The sequence below is a fragment of the Ilumatobacter nonamiensis YM16-303 genome (assembly GCF_000350145.1).
Taxonomy (GTDB): domain Bacteria; phylum Actinomycetota; class Acidimicrobiia; order Acidimicrobiales; family Ilumatobacteraceae; genus Ilumatobacter_A; species Ilumatobacter_A nonamiensis.
On the sequence record NZ_BAOL01000212.1, the window covers coordinates 16,370 to 28,167 of the forward strand.

General features: G+C 68.6%; 12 protein-coding genes, 2 tRNA genes and 1 other RNA gene. 2 read left to right on the forward strand and 13 right to left on the reverse strand.

Annotated elements, in window-relative coordinates:
- The first annotated feature begins 77 nt into the window (after positions 1 to 77).
- Positions 78 to 1,796, forward strand: coding sequence for an alpha/beta fold hydrolase (locus ON45_RS17445; RefSeq protein WP_051063296.1), 1,719 nt, complete (start codon positions 78 to 80; stop codon positions 1,794 to 1,796).
- A 14-nt stretch (positions 1,797 to 1,810) separates the two neighbouring features.
- Here ON45_RS17445 and ON45_RS17450 read toward each other — a convergent pair whose 3' ends face one another.
- From ON45_RS17450 to ON45_RS17475, 7 genes are all read right to left on the reverse strand, one after another.
- On the reverse strand, positions 1,811 to 2,707 hold the full coding sequence (locus tag ON45_RS17450; protein WP_051063297.1) for a patatin-like phospholipase family protein: 897 nt from the start codon (positions 2,705 to 2,707) through the stop codon (positions 1,811 to 1,813).
- Positions 2,708 to 2,900: 193 nt separating this feature from the next.
- Positions 2,901 to 2,990, reverse strand: a tRNA-Ser gene (locus ON45_RS17455).
- Positions 2,991 to 3,042: 52 nt separating this feature from the next.
- Complete coding sequence (gene tadA, locus ON45_RS17460; protein WP_040495536.1) at positions 3,043 to 3,495, reverse strand: tRNA adenosine(34) deaminase TadA; 453 nt, start codon at positions 3,493 to 3,495, stop codon at positions 3,043 to 3,045.
- Positions 3,496 to 3,563: 68 nt separating this feature from the next.
- Positions 3,564 to 3,651, reverse strand: a tRNA-Ser gene (locus tag ON45_RS17465).
- Positions 3,652 to 3,689: 38 nt separating this feature from the next.
- Positions 3,690 to 3,788, reverse strand: an RNA gene (gene ffs / locus ON45_RS22340) — signal recognition particle sRNA small type.
- Between the two features lie 11 nt (positions 3,789 to 3,799).
- Complete coding sequence (locus ON45_RS17470) at positions 3,800 to 4,675, reverse strand: 5'-3' exonuclease (protein ID WP_040495538.1); 876 nt, start codon at positions 4,673 to 4,675, stop codon at positions 3,800 to 3,802.
- Between the two features lie 48 nt (positions 4,676 to 4,723).
- A complete protein-coding gene (locus ON45_RS17475; RefSeq protein WP_051063298.1) occupies positions 4,724 to 5,425 on the reverse strand; it encodes a prepilin peptidase in 702 nt (233 codons plus the stop codon).
- Positions 5,426 to 5,518: 93 nt separating this feature from the next.
- Here ON45_RS17475 and ON45_RS17480 point away from each other — a divergent pair, with 93 nt between their 5' ends.
- Positions 5,519 to 6,283, forward strand: coding sequence for an SDR family NAD(P)-dependent oxidoreductase (locus ON45_RS17480; protein ID WP_040495565.1), 765 nt, complete (start codon positions 5,519 to 5,521; stop codon positions 6,281 to 6,283).
- Between the two features lie 31 nt (positions 6,284 to 6,314).
- Here ON45_RS17480 and ON45_RS22345 read toward each other — a convergent pair whose 3' ends face one another.
- The 6 genes from ON45_RS22345 to ON45_RS21800 form a co-directional block, all read right to left on the reverse strand.
- Positions 6,315 to 6,479 (reverse strand): peroxiredoxin family protein, encoded by a 165-nt coding sequence (locus ON45_RS22345; protein ID WP_241432240.1) that lies wholly within the window; start codon positions 6,477 to 6,479, stop codon positions 6,315 to 6,317.
- 144 nt (positions 6,480 to 6,623) lie between these two features.
- Positions 6,624 to 6,992: a hypothetical protein gene (locus ON45_RS17485; protein ID WP_148288746.1), complete on the reverse strand. Its 369-nt coding sequence runs from the start codon at positions 6,990 to 6,992 to the stop codon at positions 6,624 to 6,626.
- 142 nt (positions 6,993 to 7,134) lie between these two features.
- Positions 7,135 to 10,434: a LysM peptidoglycan-binding domain-containing protein gene (locus ON45_RS17490; protein ID WP_158412490.1), complete on the reverse strand. Its 3,300-nt coding sequence runs from the start codon at positions 10,432 to 10,434 to the stop codon at positions 7,135 to 7,137.
- A gap of 97 nt (positions 10,435 to 10,531) precedes the next feature.
- The gene (locus tag ON45_RS17495; RefSeq protein WP_040495544.1) at positions 10,532 to 10,966 is read right to left on the reverse strand and encodes a hypothetical protein; all 435 of its coding nucleotides are present in this window, start codon (positions 10,964 to 10,966) and stop codon (positions 10,532 to 10,534) included.
- On the reverse strand, positions 10,963 to 11,379 hold the full coding sequence (locus tag ON45_RS21795) for a hypothetical protein (protein ID WP_148288747.1): 417 nt from the start codon (positions 11,377 to 11,379) through the stop codon (positions 10,963 to 10,965). Before ON45_RS21795 ends, ON45_RS17495 begins: the two co-directional genes overlap by 4 nt.
- Positions 11,376 to 11,798: TadE/TadG family type IV pilus assembly protein (locus ON45_RS21800; protein WP_148288748.1), on the reverse strand; the 423-nt coding region annotated here is incomplete at its 5' end. The genes ON45_RS21795 and ON45_RS21800, both read right to left, overlap by 4 nt.

Here is an 11,798-nt window from a genome sequence, read left to right on the forward strand (position 1 = left end):
TGCTGCGCCGTTGTGACCAGCGTTCGGCACGCCGTGACTGACGGGTCGCGCCGCCCTCGAGCTCGTACGCTGAACCGGTGAAATCTGCCCGATCGTTCCTCGTCGCCGGCGCGCTCGTGCTCGCGGCGTGCACCGGATCGGACCGTGGCGAGCCGCCACCGCAGACACGCGAGATCGTCGACGAGGCGAGCGCCGTCGAGGACACCGACGACGTGTTCACGCCGAGCGATGCGAGCGGCGAGTCGTCGGGTGACGCGCCGTCGGCGACGTCGGACGCCGACGATTCGCGGAGCGACGACGCCGACACCGCCACCGTCGACGCCGACAGCGTTGATCCCGTCGAACCCGCCGGACCCGATTCCGAGGAGTCGTCCGGGGACGACAGCGCGTCGGGTTCGTCCGCGACACCGGAGCAGCTCGACTACTCGATCGTGTTCGACGACCTCGGCGGCGGAGTCGATGGCGGCTGGCTGACGGTTCCGGTGGACTACGACGACCCGCAGGGCGACACCTTGAAGCTCTGGGTCACCCGGCACCGCGCCTCGTCGGAGGACGATCGGATCGGGGTCCTGTTCACGAACAACGGCGGACCCGGGATGCCGGCGAGTTCGATGCCGCTCAACGCCCGCGCGTACTTCCATGATCCACTGGTCGACGCCTTCGACATCGTGGCGTGGGATCCGCGCGGGACCGGGGTGAGTGGAGGGTCGGCCGACTGCATCGGTGACGACGAGTACGACCGCTACTTCGCGGAGGCCGACCTCAGCCCTGAAACCGATGCCGAACGTGACGCGTTGGTCGAACTGGCGCAGGACTATGCCGACAGCTGCGTCGACGCCGTCGGCGACCTGTTGCCGCACATCGGGACCAACAACACGGCTCGGGACATGGATGCGATTCGCCAAGCGCTCGGCGAGGAACAGGTGAGCTATCTCGGCTTCAGCTACGGCAGCGAACTCGGGGCCGTGTGGGCAACGCTGTTTCCCCACACGGTGCGGGCGGCCGTCCTCGACGGCGCCGCGCACCCTGACGCCGAGAGCCTGGAGCCGGCGAAACGGCAACAAGCCGGATTCGAGCGGTCGTTCAACACGTTCCTCGAGGAATGCAGCGCGACGCCGTCGTGTGCATTCCACAACGATGGTGACGCCGAAGGTGCCTACGACCGGCTGCTGGAGGAACTCGACGAGAACCCGGTGCCCGGAGCGGACGATCGGCCCCTCGTGAACCAATCGGTCCTCACGGGTGCGGTCATCCAGGCGATGTACAGCGACCGCCGCTGGCCGGCACTCGAACGCTCACTGGCCGACGCGCAGAACGGCGACGGCGCCGGCCTGCTCGCTCTCTTCGACGGCTACTACCGAAGGGATCCCCAGGACGGTTCGTACGGCAACCTGATCGAGTCGCTCTACGCGATCACGTGCGCCGACGAACCCGACCGGTTGACCGTCGAGGAGGCGGATCGTCGAGCTGCGGAACTGATCGGGAACGCCCCGCGCGTGTTCCCCGAAACGACGGGGTCGTACACGTGCGACTTCTTCCCGCCGTCCGCTGATCCCCGCGCCGAGATCACCGGTGAAGGCGCCGGACCGATCCTGGTGATCGGCACGACCGGGGATCCGACGACTCCGATCGACAGCAGCGTGGCGATGGCCGACGCGCTGGAGGAGGGCGTGTTCGTCGAAGTCGAAGCGAACCAGCATCTCGCCTACGGGCAGACCGACGACTGCATCGACGACATCGTGCACGAGTACCTGATCTGGCTCGAACCGCCGCCGGCCGGCACCGTCTGTTCGTAGGCGGCGCCGTCCGCTCAGTCGCCCAGTGCGTCCTCGATCGAGGTGGTGCGGTAGAGGCCCGGCCCGTCCACGGTGACCGTCTCGAGGAACTTCCGTGCCGACCCGTAGCTGTCCCGCATGAGGCTGGCCGACAGGGAGAAGTCGAGCGGCGACACGATCACCGGAGCGGATCCGGGCACGTACACCACCGGGACCGACTCGGCGGCGACCGGGAGTTCGCGCAGCACCTGCTGACGCATCTGCACCATCATCGAGTAGAAGACGGTCTCGGGCATCGTCGTGGGGCGTTTGATCTGCTGATCGGGGAACGCGCAATCGAGCACGACGAGTGACTTCGCGCCCATCCCGAGCGCCTGGAGGACCGGGACGTTGGTGACCAGTCCACCGTCGTACAGGTCGCGCCCATCGCGGTGGACGCTCGGGAACACCCCGGGGATCGCCGAACTCGCGAGCGCCGCACTGATCACGGGACCGCTGGTCAGGGCCACCGCCAGGCTCGTCTCGACGTCGAGCGCCATCGCAGCGAACGGCACCTCGAGGTCATCGATGTCGACGTCGCCGATCTCGTCGAGGAACAACTGGGCGAGGTTCGGTGTGTCGTAGATCGAGGTCTTCGAGCGCCAGAGTGTCCAGATCCGCCGGACGACCCCACCGGGCAGGATCGCGTCGGTGTCGAGGTTGTTCCACACGTGGCTGAGTCGGCTCGCCGCACCGATCGGGTCGGCGGCGACGATCGCGCCGTTGAGCGCGCCGATCGAGGTGCCGGTCACGAGATCGGCGTGGATGTTCCGATCGTGGAGCGCCTGCAGCATCCCCACCTGTGCGGCTCCGAGGCTGCCTCCGCCACCGAGCACGAACGCGATCGGCCGCGGAAGTGACTCGACGAGGGTTGCTTCGTACGGATCCGGCATGGGTCCAATGTAGGTCCGACGGTGTGGGGGCAAGTCGATCGCCCGCCGCCTCTGCGTTCTCGTCGCGATTGAGCCCGCCTTCCGGGCAGGACCGCGACGAGAACCGGGCTCGGCCGTCCCGACACGGGCTGCAGTGTGCGGTCGGAGAACGACGACGGGCGCCCATGAGATTCATGGACGCCCGTGGACGTACTGGCGGAAGGCGTGGGATTCGAACCCACGGAAGCCCGAAGACTTCAACGGCTTTCGAGGCCGTCCCATTCGTCCGCTCTGGCAGCCTTCCTCGATCGAGGCTAGCGACGAAATGGGCCGGCCACGACCGAGCGGACGTGCGGTCAGCGACGGGCGCGGAAGAAGTCGCGGAGCAGGTCTCCGCACTCGTCCTGGCGAACGGCGCCGATCACCTCGACGGCGTGATTGAGCGGTGCGCCGCCCAACAGCCCGAAGTGACTCACCACCGCTCCGGCCTTCGGGTCGGTCGCACCGAACACGACCGTGCCGAGTCGGGCATTCACCATCGCCCCTGCGCACATTGCGCACGGCTCGAGCGTGACGACCAGCGTGCAGTCGTCGAGCCGCCAGTGGCCGATGTGCGCGGCGGCATCCTGCAACGCGAGCACCTCGGCATGCGCGACCGGATCACCCGTCAGCTCGCGTTCGTTGTGTCGAGCCGCGATGACCTCGCCGTCACGAATCACGACGGCCCCGACCGGCACGTCACCGTGGTCGGGTGCGGCGCGGGCTTCGTCGAGTGCAGTGGTCATCCAACGGTCGTGTTCGGCGTCCATCGCGCGGCCTCCAGAACGCAGCTCGTTGGGTACGAGAACGGCCAGGGGCGAGAACCCCTGGCCGTCGATGGCGGAGAGGGTGGGATTCGAACCCACGGACCCGTGAAGGTCACACGCTTTCCAAGCGTGCCGATTCGGCCGCTCTCGCACCCCTCCAGGTGTTGATTTCACACACTACCGGTGCGTTGAGTGGTGGTGGCCAGACGATCTGCGGCACACAGACGATGCCGATGAAGGCTGCTACCTTCCGGTCCTGACCTGGTTCACGGGCGTCCGTTGCACAGGGCCCGGCCACCACCGGCGATCACGTTATCGCCGACGCCAGATTTCTGGCCTGCGCGGCCAGGTCGGGTGCTCCGATGCTCTCCGCCATCGCCTCGAAGTCGTCGGTCGGCCCGCTCCACCGCCAGTCGTCGACCGCTCCGACGTCGAGATCGATGTCGATCGTGGCGATCGTGCGGAACAGGTAGGCGTCGTCGAGCTGCGCCTGCAGCGTGGTAGAAAGTTTTGCGGCGCCGCGAAGGCCGGCGACGTCCCATTGGCCGGCCGCTGCGGGAATGTCCTCGATGTGGCCGTAGCGGGCCAGGACGAGTGACGCACTCTTCGCACCCCATCCCGGCAGGCCCGGGAAACCGTCGGCCGAGTCACCGACCAGGCCGAGGTAGTCGGGAATCGACGCCGGACCGATCCCGAACTTCTCGGTGACCGCCTCCTCGTCGAGGATCTCGCGCTTGCGCCGGTCGAACTGCACGACCCGGTCGCCGCGCACGCACTGTCCGAGATCCTTGTCCGGCGTGACGATCAGCACCTGCTCGACCCGTTCGTCGGCGTCGGCCACCGCGGCCGCGGCACCGAGCGCGTCGTCGGCCTCGTGCGTCACCATCGGCCACACGGTGAAGCCTGCCGACGCGAGCGCTTCCTCCATCACCGGGATCTGGCGCAGGATGTCCTCGTCCATCCCCTCGCCGTCCTTGTACCCGTCGTACAGGTCGTTGCGGAAGCTCTCGATCACGTGATCCGAGGCGACGCCGATGTGCGTGGCTCCGTCCGCGACGAGTGCCAGCGTCGATGCGACGACACCGGCAGCTGCGGCGGACGGATGCGTGTTCGCGTGCCGGGAGACCTGTCCGAAGTGCTGGCGGAAGAGTTCGTAGGTGCCATCGACGAGGTGGACGCGCATGGTCGCACGGTAGTGCAGCAGCCCGGCGCCCGACCTGGGGATCGCCGACTACAGACTGCCCATGAGGTCGAGGAAGGGTTGTCCGACGAACACGGCTGCGACCGCGCCGAGCGCGAGGAACGGTCCGAACGGGAGCTGTCCCGCGGTGTCGCCCCGCCGCCGGAGAATCGCGATGCCGGCAGCAATCGATCCGAGGATGAACCCGAAGAACAGCCCTGGCGCCACGATTCCCGGGTTGAGCCAGCCGAGGTAGAGCCCGAGCAGGGGCGACAGCAGAACGTCGCCGAACCCGAATGCGACGTCGTCGCCGTACACGACGTTGCTGATCGCGTACACGCCGCCGATGAGGGCGAGTGCGATCAGGGCACCGAGGCCGGCCATCCAGATTCGGCGGGGCTCGTCGACGACCAGCGCCGCGACGATCAGCGACGTTCCGCCCAACGTGATTCCGACGAAGGTGTTCTGGCGCGGCAATCGTTGGATGCGGATGTCGATCGCGGACTGCGTGACGAGCACCGAACCGAAGAACAGGTAGGCGGGAAGGGCTGCGAACAGGACGTCGTGGAACCGGACGGCGAAGACCACCCACACGGCAACGTTCGCGATCGCGATCTCGACCGGTCCCGAACCGAACGGTGCTGATCCCGGCGGCACGCCGTCCTCCGCAGCGCGTTGGACGACGACGGCGAGATACCGGCCGATCACGGCGCCGGCGGCGACCACCAGTGGAATCAGGACATACAAGCTCATCGAGGCGCGCGGCCGCGTCGGTCCGGCCCGCTGCGGAGACTAGACCGTCACGTGGCGGGCCCGACCCGTTGCATGACGCGCGAGGATGAGTGGATGGCCACATGGACGCGTGCACTGGTGACAGGAGCTTCGTCGGGGATCGGGCGCGAGATCGCGCTCCAACTCGCCGCCGCCGGAACCGAACTCGTCGTGGTGGCCCGCGACGGCGATCGCCTCGACGCGCTGGCTGCCGAGGTCGATGTCGACTGTCAGGTACTCATCGCCGATCTCGCCGATCCGAACGAGTTGTCGTACGTGGAGGATCGGGTGCGTCAGGGCAACGACCCGATCGATCTGCTGGTGAACAACGCCGGCTTCGGGTTCCAGGGTCCTTTCCACGAACTCGACCTCGAGCGTGAGGCCGCGGTGGTCGACGTGAACGTCGTGGCGCTGCACCGCCTCGCGCACGTCGCCGCCACCCGGATGGCGCAGGTCGGCCACGGTGGCATCTTGAACGTGTCGTCGATGTCCGGATACCTCGCGACGCCGAACTCCGCGACGTACTCGGCCACGAAGGCGTTCGTGACCGCGCTCAGCGAAGCGATGCACGGCGAACTCGAGCCGCTCGGGGTGCACGTGACCGCGCTGTGTCCCGGCTTCACCCGGACCGAGTTCCAGGATCGCGGCAGCTACGACGCGTCGGGCATCCCCGACTTCGCGTGGCAGGACGCACCCGAGGTCGCGACGGCCGGACTGGACGGGATTGCGACGAATCGCACCATCGTCGTGCCGGGCGTGGCGAACCGGATCGGAGCCACGGCGATCGACGTGATGCCGGGGGCACTGCGTCGGTTCGCCGTCGGCAAGATGGCTCGCTGACTCTGCTGCTGCGTTCAGCGGTGGGAACGCGTCATGCCGCTGCGGTCGACTCGGCGGCGAGTTCGAGCACCTCGTCCATGGGGAACGGGCCGACCCATCCGGTGATCGGCGTCCCGTCGGCCGCCAACAGCACGGCAGAGGGCTGTGACGTGATGCCGATCGCCTGCCAGGTCTCGAACGACTCGTCCCACAGCATCGTGAAGGACTTCGTGCCGTTGTCCTCGACGAACTCGCCTGCCTCGGCGAGGCTGTCCTGGGTGCCGAGGCCGACGACGATCAGATCGTCTTGATGATCACGAGCGAACTGCTCGACATCGGGAGCTTCCCGATTGCAGACGGGTCAATGCGGTGCGTACATCCAGAGCAGGATCGGTTTGTCCTGTGGGACGAGGTTGCGGAAGTTGACCTTCTGCCCGGTGGAAACGTCGTCGAGCACGACACTCGGGAGTTGGTTGGTGGCGATTTCCGCGGAGCCGACCACGTCGGGACCCACGAGGTCGACATGACCCGGACCGGAAGTGACCTCGGCCGGTTCACCGCCGGTGGATTCTGCGGGAGCTGCGGAGTCGACCGCGGCCACGGGGTCGTCACTCGCCGTCGAGTCCGATCCGCCCCCGCAGGCGGCGAGCACGATCGCTGCCACCGCGCTCGTCGCAGCGAAGCCCCGACGAGACGCGTTCCGCGTTGAACTGTCGACCTTCGTGCGCATCCGGTCATTCTCGCCGAGGGACCGGTCGACCACTCGCCGATCGACGCAGTTCTCGGAACGTTTCGGAGCTCGCGAACGCCTGTTCGTCGGTTCGGGTGGAGCGAACCTCCCGCGTCCGGTGGGTTCGGTCGTCCCACCCGATTCACGTCGCGGTGAGCAGCTCCCGGCGAAGGTCGAGGAGCTTCGGGGCGGGGTCACCATCGGACCACGCGTCGGCCGTGATGACCCGCTCGTAGCTCTCCCACTCCTGTCGAACTCCGGCGAGATCGCCGGCGCGGGCGTGAGCGCGCATTCGCAAGCCGACCAACTCCTCGTGTCCGGGCAGCACCTTCAGCCCCTGACCGGTGGCCCAGAACACGAGGTCGGTGTCACCGATCGAGAGCGCGTGCCCCGCGAGTTCGGCTGACGCGGTCGTGGCCAACAGCACGTAGCTCGACGTGAGTCCGTCGGCGTCGGGCCAGAGGTAGGAGGTCCCGGAGAACGGCAGGCCGCGGATCATCTCGACGGCGGGGCGGAGCACGTCGATCGCGTGCGCCGGTGGAGCGAGTCGAGCGTGTTCCACGCGCTGTGCGATCAGGTCGGTGTCGGTGACGACCCGATCGTGGAGCGGGAGGCTCTCGTTGAGAGTTCGCGCCAGCCACTCCTCTCCGCCGGGCGGTGCGACGAGTCGTCCGAGGGCACGTCGTGCTTCCGAGACCACGTTCGCGAAGGTGGCGTCGCGGACATCCAACTCCCAGAGCGCCGTGCGTGCCGCCGAACGGGTCGCTCGCTCACGATGCGTCGCCAGCCAGGCGATCAACTCCACCGTCTTCGAGCGTTCGAACACACCCGGCTCACCGTCGGCTGTCGTGACCGTCACCGGGCCCATCAGTCCGACGACGATGTCGTGGTGCAAGGGTCGCAGTGGTTCGGCGACGGCGCCACCGATGTCGAGCGGGAGCGACGGCTGCGTCCCGATCGGACGCGTGGCGTCGTCGAGCATCTCCGCCACGTCGGTCACCTCGGCGGCCGTGATGCCGATGGGCGCGAAGTCGATCTCCTCGCCGAACGCATCGAGCACCCACCGGTCGGCATGACCGACGATGCGGGCGCCGGCCGCGTGGTGGGCGGCGTCGCCGAGCGGAGCGCAGGCGGCGACGTGGGCCAATCCGCGCCCTGGTCTCGGGTCGATGTCGTGATCGAGAGCGTGATCACTGGCAGCGAAGAGCGCGACGGCCGGCTCCCACATCTCGCCGCCCGTGCGATGGGTGCGGAGGTCGAACGACGAGCGCTCGTGGCCGAGCGTCGTACCGACCAACGACGCCGCCGTCGCGATCGCCCCGTCCACCGAGTCGACGTGGCGCGCGTTGGGGTGGTCGAACAGACACTGCGCGCCGAGCGATGCCACCACCAGATGCACGACTTCGGAGTCGAGCGACGTCGCCAATCCGGAGCCGATGGCGCGGACCACCTCGTCGGCCTGATCGGCGCCGGCTTCGACGGTGGTGAGGCCGGCGGCTTCGAGATCGACGAGCACGTCGCGTCCGTCGGTGTCGACCCCGACCGTGACCAAGGCGAGACACGGCTGGCCGACCTGTCGCGCATCCTCGCTCACCATCTCGATCGGGACCGCAGCGGGAAGCGTCCAGGTGCGCCCCGAGCCGGTCCAGGGCGCATCGAGCGATCCGTCGCCGGTCAGCCGCAACGTGAGTTCGCCGTCTTTCGCGACGCGTACGGAGCCGATCTGAGTCCCCGTCTCGGCCAGCCGGTGAGCGGCGGCACGGATACCGACGTCGATCCGCGCCGCTCGTTCGCCGGGCTCGATCGTGCGAAGTCGACGCGCCGTGGCCGCGACGTCAGGCGGGGGCGGGGGAATGCGGGAATGGGGAAGCGCTGAACGCAGCGCCCGCCGCCGCCGGACCCCGACCAGCGTCAGGATGCCCGCGGCCAGGAGCGCGGCGTGTTCGATGCGAATCGGCGACGGCGCGCGCGGCGCGTCCGCTTCCGGAGTCGCCCGACCTCCGGCTTCGCCGTTGCCGCCCGAAACCGGGACCGAGCTGGTGGAAGCCGTGCTCTCCGGAGTCGTCGGTGAATTGGTGGTCTGGGTCGTGGACGCCGGTGCCCATTCCGAATCTGAGGTCGTCGTCGGGGGCGAGGCCTCGTCCGCGGACGGTGTCGCATCGGCCCGAGACCGATCCGCGTGTTCGGTTCGTGGGGGCGGAGCCTGGTGGGAACCGGGGTCGACGGGGTCGTCTCGATCGACGGGTGTCGGCTCCGATGGTGCAGCCTCGTCTCCCGCCGGCTCCGGCTCCGTCTCGGGCGCGGTTGCCGGTTGCGGAATGTCGAGTTCCCAGCCGGGGACGATGAGGTTCGGGTCGTCGAACGTCCTGCCGTCGCCCATGTCGGTGCCGCGGTTCTCCTCCCAGATCGCCGGCCACTCGTCGGCGCCCCCGCGGTGGTCGCCGGCGATCCCCGACAGCGTGTCGCCCTCGACGACCATGTAGGCGACGTGGCCGTTGGCCTCGCTGGCATCTTCGTCGTCACCGTCCGCCGACGGGTCGACGTCGAGGCGTGGGATGCCGCGGACAGGAGTCGGGTCGTCGTCGATGTTCATGTCGGGGGCATCGGTCACGTCGGCGAGAGACGTCGCCGGAACCCCCACGCCCGGTGGGAGCTCGAGCACCCAGCCCGGCTGGATCAGCGCCGGGTTGGTGAAGCGTTGTCCGTCGTTCATCTCGTTGTCGAGATTGCGGTCGAGGATCTCGTTGGCGAGTGCGATGGTCGACGCGTCGTCACCGGCCGCGTACTCGGCAGCGATCGCGTAGATCGACTCGCCGCGCCCGACGACGTGAGTTCCGGCCGGGGCGTCGCGTGCTTCGGCGCCAGTGTGATTCCAGTCGGGAAGGTCCGGTCGAGCGAGTTCCGCAGGGTCACCGGCATGGGCGTCGGACGGTGCGACCGACGAACCCCGGTCGACGCCGAGCCGTTGGGCGGTTGCGGCCGGGCCGAGGTCCTCGGCGTGCGCGGCAGCGGTCGAACCGAACGACTGGAGCGGCAGTACGGCGACGAGCCCGATCGCCACCCACCGCCCGATTCCCTGCGCCCATCCGAGCCCGCGCACGTGCGGAGCGGGGAGGCCGCGATGGCGGACCATGTGGACGGTTTCGGCAACGATCGTGATCGCGATGACGATCAGTGCGATCCAGATCACGACCAGGCTGGCGCGGATCAACACGTTGACGATCGCGTCGTCGCGCAGTGGCTGGGTGAGCGCGTCGCGGACCTCGTCGAGTTGCCACCGCCACGGCGGCTGCAGCCGGCTGAACGGATTCGCCTCACCGAGGCGCGAACGAGCGGCCCCGACGAGTCCGACGGGAACGGCGACGAACAACAACAGGAGCGCGCCGATCGACAGCGCTGCTCGCCCGAATGGCTGCGATGGCGGTGGCGATGGTGTCGTCATGTGCCCTCCTTTCGTGCGAACCACTGGGCCGACCGTCGGCTCCACCATCTCACGGGGTGATCATCATCGAGAACGGGAAGCACGTCGGAGCGGCTCCTCATCGAACTGCGACCGCCTCGGCAGCACCGACGCCGGTGACGGTCTTCGTCCCGTCCACGATGGTGATGGTGACGGTCACCTTGCTGGCCGCGAGGTCGACGTCGATCGCGGCGATGGAGCCGTCCACCTGGTAGCTGCCGATCAGTTGTGCAGCGGTCGTCGAGGCGGCGGCGCGTGCTGCGTCGGCGTCGAGGACGTCCAGTTCACCACTGCGCACATCGTCCACTCGGGCTGCCTGGGCGCCGGAACGTGCTGCCTGGAAGGCGATCGACGTCGCCGCGGACTGGTTGGAGATGCCACGGTCGACGTCCCGAGCGACCCAGACGAGCCCGAGAAACGTGAAGGCGAACATGAAGGCGATGCCCGCGACCAGTCCCGAGCCACGGTCGTCTCGCCCGTCGAATCGGCGCGACTGTTCGACATCGGCGTTCACGTGTCGGCCCCGCGGAACGGATCGATCACGGCATGCGCGGTGTAGGTGTGGGTATCGCCCGCGCGGGCAGGAACCAGTTCGAGTCCCGCCGTCGACGTCGAACAGCTGACCGTGACCGAGATCGTTGCACCGGGTGCGAAGGTCCCGCCGACCGCGACATTCGGCGACGCGCACGTCGTCGCATCGATCAGCATCGCCGCCCCGATCTCTTCGGCGGCAGCGACCGCTTCCCCGCGCGTGCGCTGCTGCGCAGCCGCCTGAGCCGCAGCCTCGGCAGCGCTCTGTGCGGTGGCGCGACCGTCCACACCGCGGCTGATCAGCAACACGGCGATGGCCAGGGCGAGCGCCGCGGGAGCGATCAGCGCCATGCCCAACGCGTCCGATGAACCGTCGTCGTTCCTCCATCGCATCATTCGATGATCCGTTCGACGGGCACGGCCTCGGTCACCGAGATCGGTCGGGACGTGCCGATGATGATTCCCGGGGCCGTCGCGGTGACGGTGACGACGATCATCTCCGCCCCGGCGGAGATCGAGACGTCGACCCCGGTCATGGTCGAGTCGGCGAGCCGCGTCTGCACCGAAGCACTCGCGTCACCGGCGCTCGCATCGAACCGCGCGACCTGTGCGGCCGCATCGCGGGCGGCGACACGTGCTTCGGTGCGAGCGTGGCCCCACAGCGTCGCCTGCACCGCGGCGAAGAGGAGCACCACGAAGACCGGGGTCAGCAACGCCACCGCCAATGACGTCGCCCCGCGTTCGCCACCCCACCGCGCGCGAAACCGCGCAACTCGTGAACTCTTCTGGCGCTCCGTGCGCGAACTGTTCACGAG